The organism is Gordonia neofelifaecis NRRL B-59395, from assembly GCF_000192435.1.
Taxonomy (GTDB): Bacteria; Actinomycetota; Actinomycetes; order Mycobacteriales; family Mycobacteriaceae; genus Gordonia; species Gordonia neofelifaecis.
The window spans coordinates 15,056-38,111 of record NZ_AEUD01000017.1; the positions used below are offsets into that span (position 1 = coordinate 15,056).

Here is a 23,056-nt window from a genome sequence, read left to right on the forward strand (position 1 = left end):
GAGACGCCGACCGGACAGTCGGTGGTGGTGCGGGAGGTCGCAGAGTGCGCGGAGACGGTGACGGCTGGGTTTTCGGTGCGGACGGCTCGCGCTACTGGGGCCGGTTCGGTGCCGCGGGTCTGTTGCTGTGCGCGCCGGCCGACGGCGACGTGGTGGTGCTGCTTCAGCATCGAGCCATCTGGTCGCACCAGGGCGGAACGTGGGGACTCCCCGGAGGGGCGCGCGACTCGCACGAGAGCGCCGAGCAGGCCGCCGTGCGCGAGGCGCACGAGGAGGCGGGCATCATCGAGGCCGACGTCGCGGTGGTCGAATCGATCGTCACGCATCGGGCCCCGGAATGGAGCTACACGACGGTGCGGCTGACAGCTGGCGGCTGCCACGGGTCGGGAGCCCGTAGCCGCCGAGCACCTGGGTCCGGGCAACGGCGAATCCGCGGAACTCCGCTGGGTTTCGGCAGGCGCGGTCTCAGACCTTCCGCTGCACCCCGGCCTCGCGAAGTCGTGGCCGGAACTGCTGGCGCGGCTGCAGCCGGAGAGCTGATCGCACCGCCGTCTCAGCTCGCGAGCTGGTTGGCACCGGCGATGAGGGCGTTGATGGTCGCCTCGTCACCGGTCCGGCCGCGACCGTACGACCAGCACTGTCGCGTATCGCGCAGGCACAGCAGATAGGTGACGACCTCGCCGTCGTCCTGATGCTGGCAGAGTGCGGCGATCTCGACGCCGGCCCCGAGCGCGTACAGCATCTCGGTCATCGCGCCGATGCTGCCGACGGCGGTCGCGCTGACGTCGTGGGTGCGCTTGCCGAGGTTGATCCGGGCGCGGCAGGTGACGGTGTCGCCGCGGTCGGGTTCGATCGACATCGCCTCGAGCGCGATGACACCGGCGGGCGCATACGTCTCGTCGAAACGCTGAGTCGTCATACCTGCCGCCTCTCGTGGGAACCAGTGCGGCAGACCGGTCGCAGGCGTGCGATAGGGACGGTCGGCGCCGCGGTCACGAGTACAGGATGTCGGGAGGACTTGAATGGAACGCATCTGGAGCCTTCATTTCGGTCGAAGATTCGATGACCGACGGTCCAGAGTGGAGAGACGACGAACCCGCAGCGGGGGGGTCGGTCGAATTCAGACCCCGCTGCGGCGGGCTACGAGAAGGTTCCACATGATGCAGTGCAGCCTACTCCGAGCCGTCGGAAAGGCAAGCGGCTTTCAAGTCGCGAGCGGCGCCCGCCGGGTCGGCGGCGCCGGTGAGGGCCCGGACCACGACGATCCGCTCGGCGCCGGCGGCGGTGACCTCGGCGACGCGCGGCAGATCGATGCCGCCGATCGCGAACCACGGCTTCGACGGTCGCGCGTCGGCGGTCGAGGCGACCAGCCCGAGCCCGGTCGCCGCGCGCCCCGGTTTGGTCGGGGTGGTCCAGCACGGGCCCGTGCAGAAGTAGTCGACGTCGTCGTCGGCGGCCGCCTCGAGAGCCTGCTCCACGCTGTGCGTCGACCGGCCGATCACCACGTCCGGTCCGACGATCCGGCGCGCGTGCGACGGCGGCAGATCGTCCTGACCGATGTGGAGCACGTCGGCCCCGGCGGCGACCGCGATGTCGGCGCGGTCGTTGACCGCGAGCAGGGCGCCCGCCGCCTGCGTCAGTTCCCGGAGCCGTCCCAGCAGGTCGAGCTCCTCGGCGACCGTGAGCTCGCCGAACTCCCGCTCGCCCGGCGAGTTCTTGTCCCGCAGCTGGACGATGTCGACCCCGCCGTCGACTGCGGCGCGGACGAACTCGACGAGATCCCCGAGCTCGCGCCGAGCGTCGGTGCACAGATAGAGGCGGGCCGTGTCTAGGCGAGTGCGGGCGTTCATGACCGCAACGGTAGCCCGCACCGTCGAGCGGTAAGCTCGGCGCTACGAGTAATCGACACGGGAGTCCGGAGGTCCGCCGGGCTGAGAGTGCGCTGCGCCGGCGCTGACCGTCACACCTGATCCGGATAATGCCGGCGAAGGAAGGCTGACCGAGAATGTCTGAACGGATGCGTACCGAACCGCGGCGACCGGCCGACGCCGCCCGCCGCGGCGACCTGTCGGTGATCGGGGGCGGCGTCGTCGGTCTCACCTGCGCGCTGGCCGCCGCGGACAGCGGATGGCGAGTCCGGATCTTCGATGCGGGCCCCGGGGCGCGGGCGGCGGACGTCGCCGGCGGCATGCTCGGCTGTCTCGCCGAGGGGCACCCGGGCGAGGATCGGCTGCTCGCCGTCGCGCGGGACTCCGTCGCGCGCTGGCCCGCGCTGCTCGCCCGGCTCGGCGATCCGTCGGTGGAGACGGCGGCCGACAGCCTGCTGATCGGCGCGGCGCCCGCCGACGTCGACCACCTCGCCTCACAGGTGCGGTTCCTGACCGGCCACGCGCCGGATGCCGCGGAGCGGCTGCAGCCGATGTCCGGCGCGGAACTGCGCGCCGCCGAGCCCGCGCTGGTCCGGGGGATCGCCGGAGGCTTCCGGGCGATCGGGGAGGGATCGATCGACAATCGGAGGCTCATCGCCGCGCTCGAGCGCGCCCTGGACGCATGTGGCGCGATCCGCGAGCAGGCGACGGTCACGGACCTGCGCGCCGTGCCCGGCGATCAGATCCTCGTCGCGGCCGGACTCGGCACCCGTCGGCTGGTGCCCGGCATCGACCTGCGAGGCGAGAAGGGGGAGATCCTCCGGCTCCGCAGAACGCGGTGGTCGGTGCCGCCGCCGACCGAGGTGATCCGAGCCCGCTGGCACGGGCGTCCGCTCTACCTCGTGCCCCGCGAGGACGGCATCGTCCTGGGCGCGACCCAGTACGAGGCGTACGACGACGCCGATCGGGTGCCGCTCGCGGGCGGCGTCGGCGATCTGTTGTCGGACGCCGGTGAACTGATGCCCGGGCTGCGCAGCTATGAGCTCGTCGAAGCCGGCGCGGGCATCAGGCCGTCGTCGCCGGACGGGGTGCCGGTGGTCCGGCGCGAGGATGCACGGGTGGTCGTGGCCGCGGGGCACGGCCGCAACGGGATCGCACTGGCACCGTGGACCGCGGCACAGGTCGTCGACCTGCTCGGCGGAGAACACGAGCCCGTCACGAACAAGCAGCTACACACAGGGAGTCCGATATGGAACTGACAGTCAACGGCGACACCGTGATCCTCGACGAGGCGCCGACCGTGCCCGCACTGCTGGCGCACCTCGGCCTACCCGACTGCGGAGTCGCGGTCGCGGTCGACGGAATCGTCCGGCCCAAGGCCGAATGGGATACCCCGATCAAGCCCTACGCCGAGATCGACGTCCTCACCGCGGTGCAAGGTGGCTGACCCGGTGTTCGGTGGACCGACCGTTCCGCCGCTGACGGTGGCCGGCCGCGAGTTCGGGTCGAGGCTGATCACCGGGACGGGTGGAGCCGCCAACCTCGCGGCGCTCGAACGCGCGCTCATCGCCTCGGGAACGGAGCTGACGACGGTCGCGATGCGGCGGATCAGCCCGGAATCGGGGACCGGCGTGCTCGATCTGCTGCGCCGACTCGACATCGAGGTGCTGCCCAATACCGCAGGCGCTCACACCACCGCCGAAGCGGTGCTCACCGCGCAACTGGCCCGCGAGGCGTGCGAGACCGATCTGGTGAAGCTCGAAGTGGTGGCCGACGACCGCACGCTGCTGCCCGACCCGCTGGAGCTGGTCGACGCCGCCGCAGCGCTGGTCGCCGACGGTTTCTCGGTGTTCGCCTACACCAACGACGATCCGGTGCTGGCGCTGCGGCTCGAGGACGCGGGCGTCGCGGCGGTGATGCCGCTGGGCTCGCCGATCGGCACCGGCCTGGGCATTTCGAATCCGCACAACATCGAGATGATCGTCGCGCGCGCCGGGATCCCGGTGATCCTCGACGCGGGCATCGGCACCGCCAGCGACGCGGCCCTCGCGATGGAGCTCGGCTGCGACGCCGTGCTGCTGGCGTCGGCGGTCACCCGCGCCGACGATCCGGAGGCGATGGCGGCGGCGATGCGGCATGCCGTGATCGGCGGGTATCTGGCGGCGAACGCCGGACGGATCCCGAAACGGTTCTGGGCACAGGCGTCGTCGCCCGTGCGCTGATCACTGCTCTTCGATCTGCTCCCGGCCGCGTCGCCACCCGCCCTTCTCGGGCGGGGCCTCGCCGAAGTGGTCGGGGTCGCCGCTGCCGTACCAGGCGACGAGGACCGCGCCGACCACCGCGCCGATGAATCCGACGATCGCCAGCCAACCCAGGCCGGCATGCGCGCTGTCGCCGAGGAAGACGACGCCGACGATGCTCGGCCCGGCGGTCTCGCCGACCACCAGCATCGCGGTCACGCCACTGACGGCGCCGACCTGCAGCGCGACCGTCTGCACGTAGAAGCCGACGGCTCCGGCGATCGCGATGGACCACGCGGCGGGGTCGCGGAGGACGGTGACGAGGTCGAACGGCTCCAGCCCGTCGAGCACCCGCACCGAGCAGGCGATGACACCGAACAGCAGGCCCGCGCCCGCACCGCCGATCGGCGCGGCGAACGCACCGCCGCGGTAGACGCCGAACAGGGAGACCGAGCAGAGGACTACCGTCGCGGCCAGCAGACCCCAGTGGAACGTCATGGACGCGTCGTCGTTCGCGCCGGGCGCCGACGACACGCCGAGCATGAACAGCGAGAGGACAACCAGCCAGATCGCCACCCAGTCGCGGGTGTGCAGGGTGATGTTCAGCAGCAGGGTGCCGAGCAGCGCGGTCACGACGAGGTTCGCCGAGACGATCGACTGAGCCAGGAAGAGTGGAAGGAAGCGTGCCGCCACCGCGCCGCCGGCGAAGCCGACGACGACCATGACGGTGCCGAGGATGAATGCGGGGTCGACCAGCGTGGAGAAGGTCGACTCGACCGACGGCGAACTGCTGCCGTCGATTCCGGCCTTGCCCTCGTCCCGCTGCTCCACCGCGACCCGGCGTGCACCGAGCGCTCGAAGGACGGTCGAGACACCGTAGGCCACCGCAGCCATCGACGCAGCGATGATCCCGATTGCGAACAACGAAGAAACCCCTGAGTCGTTGATGAGTACTCGGTAAGAACACGCTACACGGACGACTTGTTCCCTTGTCTACTCTGTATCTGTGGTCTCTGGTGCGCGCAAACATGTTCTGATTACCTTCGGCAGGTCGTTCCTGACGCTCAATCTGGCTCGGCAACTCGCCGCGGCGGGTCACAAGGTGTCGACGTGCGACAGCCTTCCGATCACGGTGAGCCGGTTCTCGAACGCGGTGTCGTCGTTCCATCGGGTCAGTCCGCCGAAGTTCAAGCCGCAGGAGTACTGCCGCGAAGTGGCCGAACTCGTGAAGTCCGAGGGCATCGACATGGTGATCCCGATTCACGAGGAGACCGACATCCTGTCGATGATGGCCGGTCTCTTCCCGCCGACCTGCGAGCTCTTCCTGTCTCCGTTCGAGCTGGAGGACATGCTGCACAACAAGTTCTCCTTCCAGGAGGCCTTGGTGGAGCGCGGCTTCCCGACCCTCAAGTTCGCGAAGATCGCGTCCGCCGAAGACACCGAGGGACTCGACTTCGACACGCCGTTCGCCGTCAAACAGACCTACTCGCGCGGTTCGCAGAAGGTCTACAAGGCGCACCCCGGCCAGTCACTCGACTTCCTCACGTTCGATCCCGCCAATCCGTGGATCGCGCAGGAGTGGATGGAGGGCGACCGGTACTGCACCTATTCGGTGTGCCGTGACGGCGAGGTCTTCGCGCACGCGACCTATCCGGTGTCGTACGCGATCGACGGCAGCTCCTGCCTGGCGTTCACCCAGGTCGACCACCAGCCGATCCTGGACTGGGTGCAGCGCTTCGCGAAGTCGGTCAACTTCACCGGCCACATGGGCCTGGACTTCATCGATCACCCCGAGAAGGGGCTGTACACGATCGAGTGCAATCCGCGCGGCACCAGCGGAATCATGATGTACACCAGGGAGAATCGGCTCGATCGCGCGTTCTTCGGTGAGAACACCGAGATCATCAGCCCGCCGGAGGGGCGGACGCGGATGATCGGAGTGGGGATGACGCTGTACGGCTGGCGGAAGTCGGGCCGGGCGGGCAACAGCCTGCGCCAGTTCTTCCGCGACTTCCGCGCCGCGAGCGACGTCATCTACGATCCGCAGGACCGACTGCCTGCCGTCATGCTGATCCCCGCCTACATCGCGATCCTCACCCACGGATACAAGTACAAGGTCGGTCTCGCCGAGGCCTTCATGCACGACCACGAGTGGGACGGGCACAAGATCTGAGCCGCTGCAGTTCTAAACTGCGGTCACCTTCCGGCAGAAGTCGACGACGAGCTGCGTCGCGCGGTGCTCGGGGTCGAGCATCAGCCCGCCGTGCGCGTGGCCGTCGAGCACGTGGAAGTCCGCGGCAGGGAGGTGCGACGCGGCGTCCCGACTTCCGGCGGGTGGAAAGAAGACGTCGTGCTCGTAGGCGACGACGAGAGTCGGCGACTCGATGGTCGACAGGCGTTCCGGCGTCGGCTCGTGCGCCAGCATCCAGCTCTGCGAGGCGGACAGCTGCCCCTTGAGTCCCTCGACAGAGGTCCACACCGGATCGCCGGACGTCAGCATCGTCCACCAGCCGCGGACCGTCGCGTCGTCGGCGAGCATGCCGGGACCGAGAGTGGTCATGATCTGTTCGAAGACCGAGACCGACTCCGGGATCTCGCCGAGACCGTCGATGAGCCCCAGCTCCATCTCGTTGACGATCTCACCGATCGCCGACGATCGCAGACCGGCGATCATCGCGATGCCGTGAATGCTCCCGGTCCACGCGGAGGCGAGCACCTGGGTGATGTAGCAGCCCATCGAATAGCCGACCAGAACCGCGTCGTCGACCTCGAAGTGGGTCAGCACCGCGATGGCGTCGTCGGCCATCTCCGGTACGGAGTACGGCGCGGGCGGCGCCGACGACGGCGCCAGCCCGCGTGCCGAGTAGGTGATGACCGAGAATCCCGCGTCCACCAAGGCATCGGGCACCCCGGTGAACTGCCATACGCCATAAGGCATTCCGAGTCCGCCGCTGAGCAGGACGGTGGGGCCGTCGCCCCTACGGGAGGCCGCGATGACGGTGTCGGCCGCAGTGCGGATCAGTTCGATCTTCGGCGAGGTCACGTCAGAGGACGTTACCCGCGGCGGGCCAGCCGATCGACGATCTCCTGCAGACTCTCCGGCGTCCGCGCCATCACCGTCGCACCGTCGGCCACGACGAGCGGGCGCTGGATCAGCGACGGGTTGGCGACCATCGCGTCGAGAAGCGCGTCGTCGTCGGCACCGTCCAGGTCGAGTTCGGCGTACACCGGTTCGCCGGTCCGGACCGCATCGCGCACAGACAGGCCCGCCGACGAGATCAGCTCGGCGAGCGTCGCCCGGTCCGGTGTCTCGGTGAGGTACTCGACCACGTGCACGTCGGCGCCCGTCTGCCGCAGGGTGTCCAGTGCGTGACGGGACTTGCTGCAGCTCTGGTTGTAGTAGATGGTGGCGTCCACAGACGGTCCCTTTCGGTGGTCGATGCGTCGGCGGTGATCGATCAGGAGATCAAGTCGGCCAAGGGTACTCGAGGGTCGGTCAGCGCCGCGGCGTCGACCGGCCGACGAGCCTCGACGAGCGCGGCGATCTCGTCGCCCGCGTCCCAGATGTTGACGTTCATCCCGGCCAGCACGATTCCCGAGTCGTCGAGCCAGAAGGCGAGGAACTCCAGTCCGTCGACATCTCCCCGGGTGACGACGCGCGAGTAGCCGTCGCTGTGGCCGCGGTACTCCATGCCGAGGTCGTACTGGTCGGTGAAGAAGTACGGCATCCGGTCGTACTCGGCGTCGCCGCCCAGGATGTTCGCCGCAACCACAGCCGGCTGGTTGAGCGCATTGGCCCAGTGCTCGGTGCGCACGCGCGTGCCGAGGACGGGATGCTCTGCAGCCGCGATGTCGCCGACCGCGAAGACCCCGTCGGCGCTGGTCCGCAGTCCGGAATCGGTGGCCACGCCGCCGCCGGCGAGCGCCAGTCCGGCGGACTCGGCCAGCGAGATCTCGGGTCGCGCACCGACGGCGACGAGCACCGCATCGGCGACCACCGTCTGCCCGTCGTCGAGCTGCAGCCCGCCGGCGCGGCCGTCGTCGACGGTGATCGACTCGACCGCGCGCCCGAGGCGGAGGTCGACGCCGTGCTCTCGATGCAGTCGGGCGAACGCCGCGCCGATCTCCGGGCCGAGCGGCCCGCGCAGCGGCTGGTCGGCGGCCTCGACCACGGTGACGTCGGCACCTCGCCCGCGAGCGCCCGCGGCGACCTCGAGGCCGATCCAGCCGCCGCCGATCACCGCGAGTCGACTTCCCTCGCCCAGGACCCCGATGAGCGCGCGGGCGTCGTCGACCGTCCGCAGACAGTGGACGCCCGCCGCGTCCGAGACCGGGATCGGCGGGGGGGGCGGGGGCGAACCGGTGGCCAGCACCAGCGACCCGAACGGCACCGATCCGCCGGTGTCGAGGGCGACCGTGCGCCCCGCGAGGTCGAGGGACTCGGCACGGACGCCGAGGCGGAGATCGATGTCGTTGTCGCGGTACCAGGCCTCGTCGTGCACCGTGAAGTCCGGCAGTGCCTTGGTCCCGGCGAGGAACTCCTTGGACAGGGGAGGGCGCTCGTAGGGCGCCACGCGCTCGGCCGCGATCAGCGTGATCGCACCGGTGAATCCCTGCTCGCGCAGGTGCTCCGCGGTCTTCGCGCCCGCGAGGCCGCCGCCGATGATCGCGACGGGATCGGAGGTTCGGTTCGGCTGTGTCATCTCACTTCTCCTCACTATCGCTTTCCGAACTCGAGTCTAGGCCGATGCCAGCAGCGCGGGTCGAACACGAGAGCCGTTCAGGCCCCGATCACCAACACCGCGCCCAGGCTCGCCATCACGACCGCGATCGCGGTGTCGAGCACTCGCCAGGCGCGCGCGGAGGCGAACAACGGCGCCATCCGCTTCGCCCCGAATCCCAGCATCAGGAACCAGATCAGCGACGCGATGCAGGCACCGAGAGTGAACGACCACCTGGCGCCGCCGTGACTGTTCGCGATGGACCCGAGGGTGAGGACGGCGTCCAGATAGGTGTGCGGGTTGAGCCAGGTCAGGGCCGCGGCGGTGCCGAGCGCGGTCCAGAGTCCGACGGCCCGGCCCGGCTCCGACCGCTCGTGCCCCGCGGCGGGCCGCATCGCCCGTCGGGCGGCGAGAACGGCGAGGATCATCAGATAGCCGCCGCCGAGGTACTTGGCGACTGTCACCGCCGTCGGGTGCGCACTCACCACGGAGCCGAGGCCCGCAGTGCCCGCACTGATCAGGATGATGTCGGAGACCACGCAGACGGCGATCACCGGGAGCACGTACACGCCGGCGACGCCCTGTCTGATGACGTAGACGTTCTGGGGGCCGATCGCGATGATGAGGCCGGCGCCTGTCATCAGGCCGGCGAGCGCAGCGAGAAGGTACGTGGTGGTCACGTCCATCCACGCTAAGAAGGCGACCATGTTCAAGCCAGCGAATGATTCTTAAGAAACATTAGAATCGCTGAACATGGAACTGTCGGCGGAAGGACTCATCACACTCACCGCGGTGCTCCGCGAGGGCACGTTCGAGGCGGCTGCGGCGTCACTGCACGTCACGCCGTCCGCCGTGAGTCAGCGGATCAAGTCGCTCGAGCAGTCGGTGGGGCGGGTGCTCGTGCGGCGGACCAAGCCCGTCACGCCGACGAGCGACGGAGAGGTGCTGGCCCGACTCGGCGAGCAGTGGGACGTCCTGGTCGCCGAGGCTCGTGGCGAACTCATCGGTGCCGCACCGGAGTTCGACGGTGATCCGCGACATCTGCCTCGGGTGGAGCTGTCGATCGCGTGCAATGCGGACTCGCTGGCCACGTGGTTTCTGCCCGTGCTGGCGCAGTTGCACCGCGACCATGCCGTCGCGCTGGACGTCAACCGCGACGACGAGTCCGTCACCGCCGCGATGCTCCGCGCGGGCGACGTGATCGGTGCCGTCACCTCCGATCCGATCGGCGTCCGTGGCTGCGCGACCATCGAACTCGGATCGCTGCGGTACCGGCCGGTGGCGTCACAGGACTTCATCGACCACTGGCTGCCGTCCGGCGTGCGTGCGCGGGACATGGGTTATGCGCCGATGGTGATGTTCGACAGCAACGATCATCTGCAGATCAAAATGATGAAACAGCTGGTGGCCGAGCCGATCTCACCACCCGTGCACTATATTCCGGCGGCTGCCGAGTACCGCCGGGCGATAGTCGCGGGCATCGGCTGGGGAGCGGTTCCGGAAGTGGATCTGGACGACGAGTATCTGGGCCGCGACCTGGTGCCGCTCTCGTCCAAGCCGCTCGACGTCCCGCTCTTCTGGCAGTACTGGAAGCTGCGGTCGCCGGCCGTCACCGCGCTGACCGAGATCATCGTCGACCACGCGCGGCGAAGCCTCGTGCCGCCGCGGCGCGCGACGGCCGCGCAGGCGCGGCCGTCGGGCAGCCGCTGACAGGAGTGTCGTGCATGCCGCCGGTCACGGCTTTTCCGGCACACAAAGCTGACGGACTGGGGACCCCCGAAGCTCGCTACGCCGACTCGAGGATCATGGTGACGGCCATGCCGCTGCCTGCGCAGATCGAGACCAGCGCACGTGAATCGGGCGCCCCGGCGAGGAGTTTGGCGACCGTCGCGACGATGCGACCGCCGGTCGCGCCGAACGGATGGCCGGTGGCGAGCGAGCCGCCACGCACGTTGAGCTTGGTCGGATCGATCTCGCCGAGCGCCTGATCGCGGTTCAAGTGGGTCCGGCAGAACTCGTCGTCGTTCCATGCCGCGAGCGTCGAGACCACCTGCGAGGCGAAAGCCTCGTGGATCTCGTAGAAGTCGAAGTCCTGCAGGGCCAGCTCGTTCCGGCGCAGCAGTTCGTCGACGGCGTAGACCGGAGCCATCAGCACGCCCTGAGTCTTGGGGTCGCCGTCCGCGTAGTCGACGGCCCAGCTCTGCGCGTCCACCACGCGAGCGAGCGGCTGCAGACCGCGCCGCTGAGCCCATTCCGCGTTGCCCATCAGCACCGAAGACGCGCCGTCGGTCAGCGTGGTCGAGTTCGCCGCCGTCATCGTCCCATCAGGGCCGCCGAAGCACGGCGACAGCGCGGCGACCCGCTCGGCGGTGAGTCCCCGCCGGAGGTTGTCGTCCTCGGTGAGACCGCCGAACGGCGTGATGAGGTCGTCGAAGAAGCCGTCGTCGTACGCCTGCGCCAGATTCCGGTGTGAGGCGAGGGCGATCCGGTCCTGCTCGCCGCGGTCGACGCCCCACGCCGCGCCGGTGACCGCCTGCGCCGCGCCGGGTGCGAGTCCGGTGCGTCGTTCGGCCGGGCTCGGTACGTCGAAGTCGAGCGAGAGCGGAAGCTGCGCCGCCTCGCGCAGTCGATCCGGCAGACTGCGCGCGGAGTTGACGCGGACCAGCCGGTTGCGCAGCCGCGGCCCGAACCCGATCGGCGGGTCGGAGGTGGTGTCGGCACCGCAGGCGACGCCGGATTCGATCTGTCCGCAGGCGATCTTGTTCGCGATGTGGACCACGGACTGTCCGCCGGTCGCGCACTGCTGCTGGACGTCGACGGTCGGCGTCGACCTCGAGAGCCGAGTGTCGAGCAGGCTCTCCCGGGTGAGGCTGTGGTCGCGGGCGAGCTTGACCACGGCGCCGCCTGCGACCTCCCCGAGTCGCGTCTCGTGCAGGTCGTAGCGGTCGACGAGGCCGTTCAGCGCAGCGGTCAGCATCGACTGGTTGGTCTCGCCGAGGTAGGCGCCGTTGGAGCGGGCGAAGGGGATCCGGTTGCCGCCGAGGACATACACGTCCTGGAGTTCGCGAGGTGACATGACAGAGGAAGTTACCATCGGGCGATGTAAACGTTGAGTCGGCGGTCGTCGACCGTGCACCGGTCGTACGCCCGCACCGGTAAACTCGGCAGTCGTGCACTCTCAACGCGTCAGATGCGGCCTGATCGGTTTGATGCTGGTGCTGGCGGGCATCTGTTACTCGTCGTGGATTCTCGACTTCTTCTTCCATTCCGGCCTCGACCCGATGCGGTCGTTCCTGTCCGAACTCGACAGCGGGCACATGCCGCATCGCAACGTCTACGTCGCCGGGGACGTCCTCACCGGGGTCTTCACCCTGGCCGCGGCGGTCGGGTTGCTGTTTCCGCCGCGCCTGGTGCGGAACAAGTTCTCGATCACGGCGGCGATCGCGATCGGCGCGTTCGGCGCCTCGACGATCGCGGACGCGCTGATGCCGATCGAGTGCCTCGCGGGCCGCGATCCGGGATGCCCAGACCAGTCGCGCGGACTGCTGCCGCAGCTCGAGCACATCCATGCGCTGACGAGTTCGCTGGCGGTCATCGCGATCTTCGTCGCCATGGTCGCGGCGTCGCTGGCCGCCTGGCGTAGACAGGACTGGCAGTGGTTGCGGTACGGCGGCGGTGTGGTGTTCGCGATTGTCGTGCTGGCCACCGTGTGGATGCTGGCGGCCGACCGCCTGGGCGGCGACTACCGACTCGGCTTGGCCCAGCGCATCCAGGTCGGCGGCATGAGCGTGTGGATGGCTTTCTGGGGTGTGGCGATCTCCCGATGGGGTCGAGTCACCGAATCTCGCTGAGGTCTGCGAGCGGCCGTGATCAGCGGCGATACGTCGTCGTGAACGCCGTTCGGGATGCGCTTCCGGTCGCAGACACCTCGTGCGCGGTCAGCGTCACCGAGTCCGCACTGATGTCGAGCGTCATGAATCCGCGGTCGGTGTAGTTCTCGTACCTGGCGCGGAACCGCCCGGTGGATCGGCTGTTCACCGACTTCGCTGCCGCGCCCGAGACGATCTGGCGCGTCCCGCGCAGACCAGCGACGTTCTCCAGCACCTGCTGACTGTGGTCGTGACCGGAGAACAGGAAGTGCGCGCGACCGGCGACGTGGTCGGAGATGAACCGTTTCATCTCCGCGCCGTTGAGCGGCGCGGGGAGTCCGTCGAAGTCGCCTGCCGGGCCGTGCGGGCCGTTGTTGGCGTACGGGTGGTGGGTGCAGACGATCTTCCACGGTGCGGTGGACGTGCGGAGCGCCTTGTCGAGCCATGTCGCCTGCCGGGTCATGTAGTGCCCGCCCGGTTCCCACTCGGGCGAGAGGAACGGCGGGATGTACGCGGCGAGGGGATTCATGTCGAGGACGAAGACATCGGCCACACCGAGCGGCACCGAGTAGTACCGCGCGGGCATGTACCAGCGCCGGGAGCGTCGGTGGTACGCGACTTCGGCGTCGCCGCGGTGAAGCCAGCCGCCGTCGCCGGGGAAGATCGCGGTGTTGTCGTGATTGCCGAGGGCCATCAGCCACGGGAAGTCGAGGCCGGTGTTGGGCTTCTCGAACTTGGTCGAGAACTGCGTGTCGTCGGGGCCGGTGGGGCCCGCCTCGTAGATGTTGTCGCCGAGTCCGAAGGCGATGTCGAAGGGGTTGGCGGCGTGCAGCTTTCGCGCGGCGGAGGTGACCGCGTACTGGGGCTTCTCGCCGGTGCCCGCATCGCCCGTGACGAGGACGCGGAGGTGGGACTCCCCGGTGGGCAGGGGGAACCGCGTTGCGGCGGCGGCCGTTCCGCCGCCCGTGGCGAGGCCGCCGAGGCCGGCCGCGGCACTGACTGCGGCGGCGCCGGCGAGGAAGGAGCGACGATCGAGGCCGCGCGCGTGCGGCTGAGGGCTGTTCTCGGTCATGGTCGGATGGTTTCACGCTCAAGTGAACGAGAACGGCGTGAATTCAACACATCTCGCAAGATCGACGTTCGGCGGCGTTCATTCGCCGGCAACCTGCCTCTGCCAGCGTTGCTCGCGATGTCTGAGAAGCGAAACTCCCTCCCTGTCTCCCGTCGTACGTTCATGGGCGCGGCCGGCGCCGGCGCCCTGGCGCTCGGCGTCCCCGCTGTCGCCTCGACTGCCGCCGGTGCCGCACGCGGTGACACCCCCTCGCGCCTGGTATTCCAGCACGGGGTGGCCTCGGGTGACCCGCTCCCGGGCGGGGTGATCCTGTGGACGCGAGTCACACCCACCGCCGACGCCGCGCCGGGGTCTGGGCGCGGCGGGCGGTCGTCGCTGATCTGGGAGGTGGCGGCGGACCGTTCGTTCGGCTCGGTGGTCGTCTCGGGGGCCGTGTCGACCGACGCCTCTCGGGATCACACGGTCAAGGTCGACGTCTCGGGACTCGCGCCGAAAGCCTTGTACTGGTACCGATTCCGGGTAACGGGCGGTCCGGCGGCGGGTGCGGTCTCCACGGTCGGCCGGACCAAGACCGCGCCGGCCACCGACGCCGACGTGGCGAAGGTGAAGTTCGGCGTGGTCAGCTGCTCCAACTGGGAGGCGGGCTACTTCGCGGCGTACCGGCATCTGGCGAAGCGGTCCGAACTCGACGCCGTCGTGCACCTCGGCGATTACATCTACGAGTACGGCGCGGGGGAGTACGGCGGAAAGAACGGCCCGGTCCGGACGCACCGGCCCGCGCATGACATCGTCTCGCTCGCCGACTACCGGATCCGGCACGGGCAGTACAAGACCGACCCCGATCTGCAGCAGCTGCATGGCACGCTCCCGTTCATCGTGACGTGGGACGACCACGAGACCGCCGACAATTCGTACCGCTCCGGGGCGGAGAATCACGATCCGGCGAAGCAGGGGTCGTGGGCCGCACGGAAAGCCAACGCGGACAAGGCCTATTACGAGTGGATGCCGGTCCGGCCCGCGGTGTCGGCGGGGAACCGCCACATCTACCGCCGTCTGCGCTACGGCAGGCTGCTGGAACTGTCGATGCTCGACCTCCGCACGTACCGGGACAGGGAGGCGTCCCGCTTCGGCAAGCAGTCCGACAGCAACACGACGACCATCACCGGTCGCGCGCAGATGGAGTGGGCGTCGGGCGGCATCGTCACCTCACCCACCACCTGGCAGTTCATCGGGAACTCGGTGATGGTCGCCCCGTTCCTGCTGCCGCCGCTCAATCCGGACACCACCAAGGCCCTCACCGACCTCGTCGGTATTCCCGAGCACGGCGTCCCGTTCAACACCGATCAGTGGGACGGGTACACGAAGGACCGGGCCAGGCTGCTCGACGCGGCCGATCGCGCGGGCCGGAAGAACGTCGTCTTTCTCACCGGCGACATCCACATGTCATGGGCCAACGACATTCCGCGCAACGCGGGCGACTATCCGCGGGCAGGGACGCTGGGCACCGAGTTCGTCGTCACCTCGGTGACCTCGAACAACGTCGACGACATGGTGAAGGCGCCGGAGCACACGGTCGGGAATGCGGCAGCGGCGGCGATTCAGGCGACGAACCATCACGCACGCTGGGTGGACACCGATGCCCACGGCTACGGCGTGCTGACCGTGACCTCCGCTGCGGCGCAGATGGACTGGTACTCGCTCAACGACCGCGCCGACAAGCACACGGGTGAGTACCACGCGCAGTCGTGGAAGGTCGGCGCCGGAACGCGACGGATGACGAAGGCCGCGGGGCCTGCGCGATAGTCCTGCGGACGATATCTCGGTGATATCATAAAGATAGCGGTGGGCGAATCCGCCGACGACGGAGGGACTGTGGCAGTGGATTTCCGGAAGGCATGGCGGACCAACGGATTCGTCGGACTCCTCGGCTCACTGATCGTGTTCATCGTCTGCGTGGTGCTCGTCATCGGCACCGTCGCGATGGTGGCCGACGGTTCGTCGGCGGCGCTGATCGTCGTGACCGTTGTCGCGGTCATCGTGGGCTTCTCGGCCCTCCTGGCCATGACCGGGCTGACTGTGGTGAGCCCGAACGAGGCGAAGGTGCTGCAATTCTTCGGCCGGTACATCGGTTCGGTGAGCGAGTCGGGCTTCTACCTGGTGACCCCGCTGACCGATCGTCGGACCATCTCGCTGCGGATCCGGAACTTCGAGACGCAGAAGCTGAAGGTCAACGACGCCGACGGCAACCCGGTGGAGATCGCGGCGGTCGTGGTCTATCGCGTGGTCGACAGCTTCAAGGCCGCGTTCGCCGTCGACGACTACGAGGAGTACGTCGCCATCCAGTCCGAGGCCGCCGTCCGTCACCTCGCCACCAGCTATCCGTACGACTCCCATCAGGCGGACACCGTCAGCCTCCGCGACGGCGCGACCGTCGCCGAAGAGATGACCGTCGAACTGCGTGAGCGCACCCAGATGGCGGGGATCGAGATCATCGAGGCGCGGATCACGCACCTCGCGTACGCGCCGGAGATCGCGCAGGCGATGCTCGTCCGCCAGCAGGCGGCACAGGTGGTCGCCGCGCGGCAGCAGATCGTCGAAGGCGCGGTCGGGATGGTGGGTCTCGCGCTGGACCGCCTGGCGGAGCAGGGCGTCGTGGAACTCGACGAGGAGCGGCGCGCGGCGATGGTGTCGAACCTGTTGGTGGTCCTGTGCGGCGACCGTGCGACGCAGCCGGTCGTCAACACGGGAACCCTGTACGCCTGATGGCCGAACAGTCGGGCGCTTCCCGTCCGGCGAAGCGCGAACCGAAGAAGGTGCTGCTGCGGCTGGACCCCGAGGTCCACGCGGCCATCGCCAAGTGGGCGGCCGACGATCTGCGCAGCGTGAACGCGCAGCTCGAGTACGCTCTACGGCTCGCGTTGAAGCATGCCGGTCGGGGGCCGAATTGAGACGAATCGGCGAGGTCTGACGCTCGGGGCGCGGGAACCCGACGGGTGCCGGTACCGTCTCGACACATGTCCTCCTCTGCACCCAGGGTCCTCACGACCACCTCGCGCATGCCGTTCGCCGTGGACGAGATCCGCAAGTTGGGCGCAACCGGCCGGTTCGTCCTCGCCACCGACACTTTCGAAGCCGCGCCGGGCAGCCATTCGCGCGGCGCCTCGGCCCATGCCGTCACCCCCGCGCCGACTCAGCGGACCGGCGAGTTCATCGACTCGATCATCGATCTGATGAGCGAGCACGACATCAACTGGCTGCTGCCGATGTTCGAGGACGTCTTCTACCTCTCGGCCCACCGCGAGAAGATTCTGGCCGCGCACCCCGAGGCCACGCTGTTCTTCCCCGGGTTCGACGCGCTGCACAAGGTGCACGACAAAGTCTCGTTCACCGAACTGTGCGGGGAACTCGGACTGCCGGTCGCCGAGCCGATCACGGCCACCGACGAGGAGCAGTTCAAGGCCGCCATCGGGAACTGGGACCACTGGTTCGCGCGCGCCGCCTACGGCCGCGGCGGCATGGACATCATCACCAACACCGGACCGCTGGCCGGCGACGGCGACATCGACGACATCCATCCCACCGTCGACGACCCGTGGATGGTCCAGCAGTTCCTCAGCGGCACCGACCGCTGCAGCTGGAGCGTCGCGCACGAGGGCGAGATCGTCCTGCACTCTTGCTACGAGCACCCGCTGATGATCGACGACCGCGGCGGCATCGTCTTCGAATCGGTCGACTCGCCGCAGTCGCTGGAGGCCGCGCAGAGAATCGCCAAGGAGCTGAACTGGACCGGTCAGATCAGCTTCGACTACATGGTCACCGAGGACGGCACCCACTACATGGTGGAGTGCAACCCGCGTCCGACCGCCGGCTGCACCGTCGCAACTCCCGAGGAGTTCGACACCGCGCTGTTCAGCCCCGACGGCCTCGTCGTGGTGCCCGCCGGGCGCAAGAAGAAGATCGAGGTCGCGGTGGTGCGCGACACGCTGCGTCATCCGCTGCGGGCGCGCTCCAACCGCGCCGCCGCCAAGGGCGCCACCGACGTCTACTACGGCGATCACGACTACCTGCCGCTGCTGTACACGGCGCTGTCGCTGCAGCACATCCGCGCCTACCGCAAGGCCCTCGGGATGAATCGCAAGAAGGGCGAGCAACTCGTCGCGACGCAGTTCTTCGACGTCCTGTACGACGGGGGCGGCATCAGCGTCTGAGGACGCGGCGACGGCCCGGGTGCGGTTCCAGCTAGGGCGCCGGGAGCAGGCAGCTGCCGGGGGCCGCGACCAGTGAGCAGATGGTCGACGGCCTGCTGGGCCGGTACCGTGGGCCGACGCCGTTGGCGGCGGTGATCTTCCGGAAGGCGGCGACCGCGTCGGTCGGAATCCGCTGCAGCGTCGGGTCACTCTTGACGTTCACCGTGTACAGGCCGAATCGCGGTGTGTAGCTGCCCCATTCGTAGTTGTCGGTGAGGCTCCAATAGTTCATGCCGATCACCGGCAGTCCGTCGCGCCGAGCCTTCTGCACCCAGTACACGAGGTCGCGCAGGTGGTCGGCGCGGCGGTATCCATCGGGTCGCGGCTTGCCGTTCTCCGTGGCCATCCCCGACTCCACGACGTAGAGCGGTTTGCCGGGGAAGCGTTGCGCCATGTCGCGCAGGGCGTAGTAGATGCCGTCGGCCGCGATCGAGGCCTTCCAGAACTCGTTCTTCGCGGCGTATGCGGCGGTCGGGTCGGTCGGTGAGATCGAGTAGTAGTAATCGAGCCCCACGTAGTCGAGTTGACCACGGACGCGGTTCAGGAACAGGCGGTCGAGCGCGGGTTCGACGGTCGGGATGTAGGCCACGTTGGAGCTGACCTGGGCGCCGGGTTCCTTCCAGTGGATGTACCGGTAGATCTCCTGGTGCGCCGACACCAGCCTGTCGAACATCAGCATCGATGAGCGCTGCGAGATCCCGCCGTGCTGAACCTCTTTCAGTACGTAGGCGCTCGGCTCGTTGATGGTGATCCAGAGCGGGTGGTATTTGAGGTAGCGGTCGACGACGAGCTTGCTGTTCCGCAGCCAGGCGTCGAGGGTGCCCGCGTCCGCCCAGCCGCCGCGGTCGGCGATCCAGCCCGGATACACCCAGTGATCGAGGGTGATCATCGGCCGCATGCCCGCGTCGACGATGCTCTCGATGAGGTCGTCGTAATAGTCGAGTTCGCGAGCGTCCAGGAGGCCGGGCTGTGGCTCGATACGCGACCATTCGATGCCGACCCGGTAGACCTTGGCGCCGAGGTTCGCGGCGAGTGCGATGTCGGAGCGATAGCGGTGGCGGAAGTCGACCGATGTCCCGATCGCGTCGTCGGTCTTGCCGTCGGCGATGTAGCGCGTCCAATTGCTGTCCGGGGAGCTGCCCTCGGACTGGAACCCCGACGACGCGACGCCCCACAGGAAGCCTGAGGGCAGCCCGGCCGACGGTTTCGCCTGTGCCGGGGGCGCGCCGAGCGTCATGGCGGCGAGAAGGACTGCTACGAGAACGAACACACCGGTAGCGCGGGGCGGTCGACCGCGGCACCGCGTTGAAGCTCCCGGCATGAATGTGACGGTAGTCTCATTCGGCTGATAAGTGCCCCATTCGCTAGGACAGGTGTCTGAGATCGATCGTCGGCGATCACCAGGTTCGCGGGCCGCTTGCTGACTCCGGCGCAGTGACCAGGTCGGACTCGCGCAGCCATGAGCCCCCGGCCCGCATCGGCGGGGGAGGGGGCTACGAGCAGGTGGGCCAGGTACCGCTCAGCGGTCGAGGCCACCGAGTCCGGCGGGGCGTGGGGGAGCACCCGCGGCAGCAACTCTCTGACCTGACCGGCGTGGTGGATGGGGTTGACCTGCCACGGCCCGTCGATGGTGGCCGGTCGCCACACCATGCGTCCCTGGTTCGGGCCGTCGGTGAGAACGATCGTCTCCCACTGGCCGCGGCGGCGGCCGACGGAACGATTGTGGCGGGGGCCCGCCGCGCCCATGGCGTCGATGTCCGTGCGACCGCCTTCTGCCCAATCAGGGGCATGATGAGCTTCGGTCTGCGCGAACGGACGGTCGCAGCTGGGACCGGTGCAGCCGCGGTCTCGGGCGAACAGTGCCAGGCGCTGAGCCTTATTTGCGAAGCGCGCGCCGCGCGCCTGATAGAGCACCTCGCTGGTGTGCTTCCGGAACACAGTCAGATGCTGGGTCGCGTGCGCGGCGAGGGTGACGAGTTCGCCGACCGGCACGCGAGTACCGGTCGCGGTCAACGCGATTCCGGCGTGAGCGGCCAGCTCCTGGTCGGTCACGGTGATGACCAACTCGGCCGGAATCCGATCCGGACCGCCGAGTCCTCCATGGCCGAGAACGTAGTCGCACAGCGCGACCAGCGCATCATGGTTCCGCTGCGCGGCACTGCGCAGATCGTTCTCGCGGGCGGCGACCAGCTGGTCGTGATCGAGGCCGGGTGCGTCGACGGCCCCGTGTGGCGAGTGAGGGTCCGCGGGGTTGTTCATCCCGGTGCGGCCCACGCGGTCAGGATCACCTCGAACTTGGCGCGCAGTTCAGGGGTGAACGCGCCGCGGACTCGGCTCATCAGCTGCCGATCCTGCGGGGAGATCGTCAGGCTTCGCTGGCGCTGTCGGTCCGCGTGATCGGTCTCCTGCCCGTCGGGGTCGAGGTGAGCGAGCAGCCGGTCGCCGACCTTTCCCAGCTCCTCCGGGCTCAGGCCGGCCGCGGCCTCGGCCAACTGGGCCTCGGCGCGTGCCTTCACCTCGGCACTGATGGCCCCCGGGATCTTGGCCATCACCGACGAGATCACCAGTGCGTGGCCGGCGCCGATCACGCCCTCCTCAACGGCCGCGGCAGTGGCTGAGGCGCGTGGCGGCAGGGTCTCGCCCTGGAGATTGGAGAAGCGGCCGATCGTTTCGGCGAGACGCAGGCGGCGCCCGGCTTCGCCGGTCCCGACTCGCAGGCCGTGGGCGAGGTACTGCCGTGGATTCAAGTACCCCGCGGTCCGGTGCGCATTGCGGTCGGAGACCTCGACCAGCAGGCCTGCGGTGACGCCGTCCCAGCGCCGCCGAATTCGCTCGGCGGCCTCGGCATGAGCCAGCAGAGCCTGTTCCGACTCCGGTGCCAGCGATGCGGCAGTGAGCTTGGCCCCGGCGGCCTCGATCAGGGCCAGGAGGGCTGCCGGGTTCTCGGGCAGATCGACGGCACCGGTCTGATCGCTCATTGCTGTCACCTCCCGTCGAATATTGGCTGGTCATGCCTGGTTTTCGATTACCTGAAAGGTATCAGGAGGGTACGACAGAATCGGATTGGCCGGAGGGCGGCGGGGGATGTCGGGAATCTTCAAGACCATTCCTCTGCCGAGCCGTACGGTCGAGACATGGAAACTTCTGTCGCACTGAATCAGACGCTCAACGACCTCGCCGATCTGCTCGACAGTGCCGCCGACACTCCCGCGACGGCGCCCACACCGTGTTCCGACTTCGACTTTCAGACCCTCCGCCACCACGTCGTCGGCTGGCTGAGCGCCTTCGCCGACGGCTACACCTCGGCCGACCATCTCTGCGGCGATCCGGGCGCGGTCACCGTGACCGGCACTGGTGCGGAACAGGTCCGCGCGCTGGCGGGCAGGCTCGACGAGGTGCTTCCTGCTGCGACCGCCGATCCGGTCCGGATCGGCGACTCGGCGATGCCGGGCGACATGGCGCTCTCGATGATGTTGTGGGAGTACCAGGTTCACGGCTGGGATCTCGCCCGGGCGGCGGGCGAGAACTGGTCGCCGGCAGACGCGGGGGTCGAGGCGTCATTGCAGTTCGCGCCGAACATGCTCAGCCCCGATTTTCAGGGCGAGGGCAAGCCTTTCGGCGTCAGTGTTCCGGTGGCGGACGACGCGCCTGCGATCGACCGCCTCGTCGGACTCTCGGGTCGCGATCCGAACTGGACCGTCGCCTGACGGAGTCGCTCGACACCAGCGCCGCCTCACACCGACCCTTTTCCGGGGCGTCGGTCACTGCGCGATGATTCCGGTTTGCTAGGGTTGGAGCCGCGAGATCACCTCGCAGTGCCGATGTAGTTTAGTGGTAGAACATCAGCTTCCCAAGCTGAGAGTGCGGGTTCGATTCCCGTCATCGGCTCCACGAAATCCCCTGTCAGACAGGTACTTCGGCCTCGGTTCGTCGAACGAGTGGAGAAGTACATCGCCCCGAGTGTGCGCGCAGCGCGAATCTGTGGGACGCTTGATACAGCGGTGGGCGGATCTTGTCCTCCGCATCCTGAAGAAAGCAGTAACACAGCATGACACAAGGAACCGTCAAGTGGTTCAACGGCGAGAAGGGCTTCGGCTTCATCGCTCCCGATAACGGCGGCGAGGACGTGTTCGTCCACTTCTCCGCAATCGCAGGTAGCGGCTTCCGCAACCTCGAAGAGGCTCAGCGGGTCGAGTTCGACCTGGAGCAGGGCGCCAAGGGCCCCCAGGCGACGAACGTGACCGCCATCTAAGCGGCCAGACACGTACAGCAGAGCCCCAGATCTCGAAAGATGATCTGGGGCTTTTGCGTTGCCGGGAGCCGCGACGTTCCACGCGGCGTCGACGACTGGAGCCGTATCCGCGCAGTTCGCCGACGCACGCGCGGTCCCTCACCGAGCGTTCTCCCCGGAAGTGAGCGAACGCAGCTGACGGGCTCGAATCGGTAGTCGTTCAGATGCCGGACTGCCGATCGCGCGCCGTCTAGATTCTCAGGGGACGCCCATGCGATCTCTGGAGGCTCGATGACCATGCCACCGCCCGGCGGGGAACCGCAGTGGGGGAACCGTCCGCCCGGGCTGCCGCAACCGATCGCGCTCGGGATGATGGCGTCATCGCCGTACCTGACGGAGGGCGTCGCGATCACCTGCGGATTCGCGGTCTTCGGGCCGATCCTGGCGTCGTCGCAGGTGAGCATCGAGGTCGATGGCTATGAGTTGGCACCCGCAGCGTGGGGGCGGATCGAGGTTCCGGTTCTCCCCGGGACACACCGATTCCGGGTCTTCATCCGGCGAGGAACCAAGTGCAAGAACGTCGCCGAGTGGACTGGTGACGTATGCCGCGGCGAATTGCTCGAACTGAGCTACTTCTTCCCGCGGTGGGGAGGCGTGCAGCTGTATCCGGCGCCGACCGTGCAGGAGCGGCGCCGGGCGGTCGCCATCTTCCTCGCCGCCTCCGCTGCGCTGTGGGCGGTGCTGATGCTGCTCGTGCTCATCCTCACCTGACGCTCGGCGGCACCGTTCTGACTGATTTCGCGGGGTA

24 protein-coding genes, 1 tRNA gene, 1 pseudogene and 1 riboswitch are annotated in these 23,056 nt (G+C 68.5%); of the genes and pseudogenes, 15 read left to right on the forward strand and 11 right to left on the reverse strand.

Annotated features, from left to right (window positions below):
• Positions 1-155: 155 nt before the first annotated feature.
• The gene (locus SCNU_RS20245) at positions 156-668 is read left to right on the forward strand and encodes an NUDIX domain-containing protein (RefSeq protein ID WP_420795029.1); all 513 of its coding nucleotides are present in this window, start codon (positions 156-158) and stop codon (positions 666-668) included.
• Here the strand turns inward: SCNU_RS20245 and SCNU_RS16630 are convergent.
• Together SCNU_RS16630 and thiE are read right to left on the reverse strand one after the other, a co-directional pair.
• A complete protein-coding gene (locus tag SCNU_RS16630; protein WP_009680572.1) occupies positions 554-919 on the reverse strand; it encodes a hypothetical protein in 366 nt (121 codons plus the stop codon). The two genes, SCNU_RS20245 and SCNU_RS16630, sit on opposite strands and share 115 nt — an antisense overlap.
• Positions 920-1,172: 253 nt before the next feature.
• Positions 1,173-1,850, reverse strand: coding sequence for a thiamine phosphate synthase (thiE, locus tag SCNU_RS16635; protein WP_009680573.1), 678 nt, complete (start codon positions 1,848-1,850; stop codon positions 1,173-1,175).
• Between the two features lie 47 nt (positions 1,851-1,897).
• A riboswitch (TPP riboswitch) is annotated at positions 1,898-2,011 on the forward strand.
• Between thiE and SCNU_RS16640 the strand changes: the two genes are divergently transcribed.
• The 3 genes from SCNU_RS16640 (at position 2,006) to thiG (ending at position 4,090) form a co-directional block, all read left to right on the forward strand.
• Positions 2,006-3,127, forward strand: a complete 1,122-nt coding sequence (locus SCNU_RS16640; RefSeq protein WP_238526470.1) for an FAD-dependent oxidoreductase — start codon at positions 2,006-2,008, stop codon at positions 3,125-3,127. (Overlaps the previous riboswitch by 6 nt.)
• Positions 3,118-3,315, forward strand: coding sequence for a sulfur carrier protein ThiS (thiS, locus tag SCNU_RS16645; protein ID WP_009680575.1), 198 nt, complete (start codon positions 3,118-3,120; stop codon positions 3,313-3,315). The genes SCNU_RS16640 and thiS overlap by 10 nt, the downstream gene beginning before the upstream one ends.
• Positions 3,308-4,090: a thiazole synthase gene (gene thiG, locus SCNU_RS16650; protein ID WP_009680576.1), complete on the forward strand. Its 783-nt coding sequence runs from the start codon at positions 3,308-3,310 to the stop codon at positions 4,088-4,090. The genes thiS and thiG overlap by 8 nt, the downstream gene beginning before the upstream one ends.
• Here thiG and SCNU_RS16655 read toward each other — a convergent pair whose 3' ends face one another.
• Positions 4,091-5,002, reverse strand: coding sequence for an EamA/RhaT family transporter (locus SCNU_RS16655; protein ID WP_238526471.1), 912 nt, complete (start codon positions 5,000-5,002; stop codon positions 4,091-4,093).
• Positions 5,003-5,114: 112 nt separating this feature from the next.
• Between SCNU_RS16655 and SCNU_RS16660 the strand changes: the two genes are divergently transcribed.
• The gene (locus SCNU_RS16660) at positions 5,115-6,281 is read left to right on the forward strand and encodes an ATP-grasp domain-containing protein (RefSeq protein WP_009680578.1); all 1,167 of its coding nucleotides are present in this window, start codon (positions 5,115-5,117) and stop codon (positions 6,279-6,281) included.
• Positions 6,282-6,293: 12 nt separating this feature from the next.
• On the opposite strand, the gene SCNU_RS16665 is transcribed toward SCNU_RS16660, so the two are convergent.
• From SCNU_RS16665 to SCNU_RS16680, 4 genes are all read right to left on the reverse strand, one after another.
• Complete coding sequence (locus SCNU_RS16665; protein ID WP_009680579.1) at positions 6,294-7,151, reverse strand: alpha/beta fold hydrolase; 858 nt, start codon at positions 7,149-7,151, stop codon at positions 6,294-6,296.
• Positions 7,152-7,162: 11 nt separating this feature from the next.
• Complete coding sequence (gene arsC, locus SCNU_RS16670; RefSeq protein WP_009680580.1) at positions 7,163-7,525, reverse strand: arsenate reductase (glutaredoxin); 363 nt, start codon at positions 7,523-7,525, stop codon at positions 7,163-7,165.
• A gap of 41 nt (positions 7,526-7,566) precedes the next feature.
• Positions 7,567-8,811 carry an NAD(P)/FAD-dependent oxidoreductase gene (locus SCNU_RS16675; RefSeq protein ID WP_009680581.1) on the reverse strand — a complete coding sequence of 415 codons (1,245 nt, stop codon included), beginning with the start codon at positions 8,809-8,811 and terminating at the stop codon, positions 7,567-7,569.
• 77 nt (positions 8,812-8,888) lie between these two features.
• Positions 8,889-9,515, reverse strand: coding sequence for a LysE/ArgO family amino acid transporter (locus SCNU_RS16680; protein WP_009680582.1), 627 nt, complete (start codon positions 9,513-9,515; stop codon positions 8,889-8,891).
• A gap of 67 nt (positions 9,516-9,582) precedes the next feature.
• Here SCNU_RS16680 and SCNU_RS16685 point away from each other — a divergent pair, with 67 nt between their 5' ends.
• Positions 9,583-10,539, forward strand: coding sequence for a LysR family transcriptional regulator ArgP (locus SCNU_RS16685; protein WP_009680583.1), 957 nt, complete (start codon positions 9,583-9,585; stop codon positions 10,537-10,539).
• A gap of 76 nt (positions 10,540-10,615) precedes the next feature.
• On the opposite strand, the gene SCNU_RS16690 is transcribed toward SCNU_RS16685, so the two are convergent.
• The gene (locus SCNU_RS16690) at positions 10,616-11,905 is read right to left on the reverse strand and encodes an acetyl-CoA C-acetyltransferase (protein WP_009680584.1); all 1,290 of its coding nucleotides are present in this window, start codon (positions 11,903-11,905) and stop codon (positions 10,616-10,618) included.
• Between the two features lie 133 nt (positions 11,906-12,038).
• On the opposite strand from SCNU_RS16690, the gene SCNU_RS16695 reads away from it, so the two are divergent.
• Positions 12,039-12,680, forward strand: coding sequence for a DUF998 domain-containing protein (locus SCNU_RS16695; protein WP_009680585.1), 642 nt, complete (start codon positions 12,039-12,041; stop codon positions 12,678-12,680).
• Between the two features lie 19 nt (positions 12,681-12,699).
• On the opposite strand, the gene SCNU_RS16700 is transcribed toward SCNU_RS16695, so the two are convergent.
• Positions 12,700-13,770 carry a metallophosphoesterase gene (locus SCNU_RS16700; protein WP_009680586.1) on the reverse strand — a complete coding sequence of 357 codons (1,071 nt, stop codon included), beginning with the start codon at positions 13,768-13,770 and terminating at the stop codon, positions 12,700-12,702.
• A gap of 162 nt (positions 13,771-13,932) precedes the next feature.
• Between SCNU_RS16700 and SCNU_RS16705 the strand changes: the two genes are divergently transcribed.
• The 4 genes from SCNU_RS16705 to SCNU_RS16720 all read left to right on the forward strand — a co-directional run bounded on the left by SCNU_RS16705 (position 13,933) and on the right by SCNU_RS16720 (position 17,978).
• Positions 13,933-15,573, forward strand: coding sequence for an alkaline phosphatase D family protein (locus SCNU_RS16705; protein WP_009680587.1), 1,641 nt, complete (start codon positions 13,933-13,935; stop codon positions 15,571-15,573).
• A gap of 75 nt (positions 15,574-15,648) precedes the next feature.
• Positions 15,649-16,533: an SPFH domain-containing protein gene (locus SCNU_RS16710; protein ID WP_040518731.1), complete on the forward strand. Its 885-nt coding sequence runs from the start codon at positions 15,649-15,651 to the stop codon at positions 16,531-16,533.
• Positions 16,533-16,718 (forward strand): type II toxin-antitoxin system antitoxin, encoded by a 186-nt coding sequence (locus SCNU_RS16715; RefSeq protein ID WP_009680589.1) that lies wholly within the window; start codon positions 16,533-16,535, stop codon positions 16,716-16,718. The genes SCNU_RS16710 and SCNU_RS16715 overlap by 1 nt, the downstream gene beginning before the upstream one ends.
• Positions 16,719-16,784: 66 nt before the next feature.
• On the forward strand, positions 16,785-17,978 hold the full coding sequence (locus tag SCNU_RS16720; protein ID WP_040518710.1) for an ATP-grasp domain-containing protein: 1,194 nt from the start codon (positions 16,785-16,787) through the stop codon (positions 17,976-17,978).
• A gap of 31 nt (positions 17,979-18,009) precedes the next feature.
• On the opposite strand, the gene SCNU_RS16725 is transcribed toward SCNU_RS16720, so the two are convergent.
• Both SCNU_RS16725 and SCNU_RS16730 read right to left on the reverse strand, forming a co-directional pair.
• Positions 18,010-19,338 carry a family 1 glycosylhydrolase gene (locus tag SCNU_RS16725; RefSeq protein WP_420795028.1) on the reverse strand — a complete coding sequence of 443 codons (1,329 nt, stop codon included), beginning with the start codon at positions 19,336-19,338 and terminating at the stop codon, positions 18,010-18,012.
• Between the two features lie 215 nt (positions 19,339-19,553).
• A pseudogene (locus tag SCNU_RS16730) lies at positions 19,554-20,995 on the reverse strand (DUF222 domain-containing protein); the annotation flags it as partial.
• A gap of 156 nt (positions 20,996-21,151) precedes the next feature.
• Between SCNU_RS16730 and SCNU_RS16735 the strand changes: the two are divergent.
• The 4 genes from SCNU_RS16735 to SCNU_RS16750 all read left to right on the forward strand — a co-directional run bounded on the left by SCNU_RS16735 (position 21,152) and on the right by SCNU_RS16750 (position 23,019).
• Positions 21,152-21,724, forward strand: a complete 573-nt coding sequence (locus SCNU_RS16735; protein ID WP_009680592.1) for a TIGR03086 family metal-binding protein — start codon at positions 21,152-21,154, stop codon at positions 21,722-21,724.
• A 110-nt stretch (positions 21,725-21,834) separates the two neighbouring features.
• Positions 21,835-21,908, forward strand: a tRNA-Gly gene (locus SCNU_RS16740).
• A gap of 157 nt (positions 21,909-22,065) precedes the next feature.
• Positions 22,066-22,269, forward strand: a complete 204-nt coding sequence (locus tag SCNU_RS16745; RefSeq protein WP_009680593.1) for a cold-shock protein — start codon at positions 22,066-22,068, stop codon at positions 22,267-22,269.
• A 270-nt stretch (positions 22,270-22,539) separates the two neighbouring features.
• The gene (locus SCNU_RS16750) at positions 22,540-23,019 is read left to right on the forward strand and encodes a hypothetical protein (protein WP_009680594.1); all 480 of its coding nucleotides are present in this window, start codon (positions 22,540-22,542) and stop codon (positions 23,017-23,019) included.
• The last annotated feature ends 37 nt before the right edge of the window (positions 23,020-23,056 follow it).

Bases quoted from the DNA above. Each gene is read 5' to 3' on its own strand.
- SCNU_RS16735 (WP_009680592.1), top strand. From the start codon at position 21,152: ATGGAAACTTCTGTCGCACTGAATCAGACGCTCAACGACCTCGCCGAT.
- SCNU_RS16685 (WP_009680583.1), top strand. From the start codon at position 9,583: ATGGAACTGTCGGCGGAAGGACTCATCACACTCACCGCGGTGCTCCGC.
- thiS (WP_009680575.1), top strand. From the start codon at position 3,118: ATGGAACTGACAGTCAACGGCGACACCGTGATCCTCGACGAGGCGCCG.
- SCNU_RS16690 (WP_009680584.1), bottom strand. From the start codon at position 11,905: ATGTCACCTCGCGAACTCCAGGACGTGTATGTCCTCGGCGGCAACCGG.
- SCNU_RS16630 (WP_009680572.1), bottom strand. From the start codon at position 919: ATGACGACTCAGCGTTTCGACGAGACGTATGCGCCCGCCGGTGTCATC.
- SCNU_RS16700 (WP_009680586.1), bottom strand. From the start codon at position 13,770: ATGACCGAGAACAGCCCTCAGCCGCACGCGCGCGGCCTCGATCGTCGC.
- SCNU_RS16720 (WP_040518710.1), top strand. From the start codon at position 16,785: ATGTCCTCCTCTGCACCCAGGGTCCTCACGACCACCTCGCGCATGCCG.
- SCNU_RS16680 (WP_009680582.1), bottom strand. From the start codon at position 9,515: ATGGACGTGACCACCACGTACCTTCTCGCTGCGCTCGCCGGCCTGATG.
- thiE (WP_009680573.1), bottom strand. From the start codon at position 1,850: ATGAACGCCCGCACTCGCCTAGACACGGCCCGCCTCTATCTGTGCACC.
- SCNU_RS16715 (WP_009680589.1), top strand. From the start codon at position 16,533: ATGGCCGAACAGTCGGGCGCTTCCCGTCCGGCGAAGCGCGAACCGAAG.
- SCNU_RS16745 (WP_009680593.1), top strand. From the start codon at position 22,066: ATGACACAAGGAACCGTCAAGTGGTTCAACGGCGAGAAGGGCTTCGGC.
- SCNU_RS16640 (WP_238526470.1), top strand. From the start codon at position 2,006: ATGTCTGAACGGATGCGTACCGAACCGCGGCGACCGGCCGACGCCGCC.
- SCNU_RS16695 (WP_009680585.1), top strand. From the start codon at position 12,039: ATGCTGGTGCTGGCGGGCATCTGTTACTCGTCGTGGATTCTCGACTTC.
- SCNU_RS16725 (WP_420795028.1), bottom strand. From the start codon at position 19,338: ATGCCGGGAGCTTCAACGCGGTGCCGCGGTCGACCGCCCCGCGCTACC.
- SCNU_RS16675 (WP_009680581.1), bottom strand. From the start codon at position 8,811: ATGACACAGCCGAACCGAACCTCCGATCCCGTCGCGATCATCGGCGGC.
- SCNU_RS16655 (WP_238526471.1), bottom strand. From the start codon at position 5,002: ATGGCTGCGGTGGCCTACGGTGTCTCGACCGTCCTTCGAGCGCTCGGT.
- SCNU_RS16750 (WP_009680594.1), top strand. From the start codon at position 22,540: ATGACCATGCCACCGCCCGGCGGGGAACCGCAGTGGGGGAACCGTCCG.
- SCNU_RS16705 (WP_009680587.1), top strand. From the start codon at position 13,933: ATGGGCGCGGCCGGCGCCGGCGCCCTGGCGCTCGGCGTCCCCGCTGTC.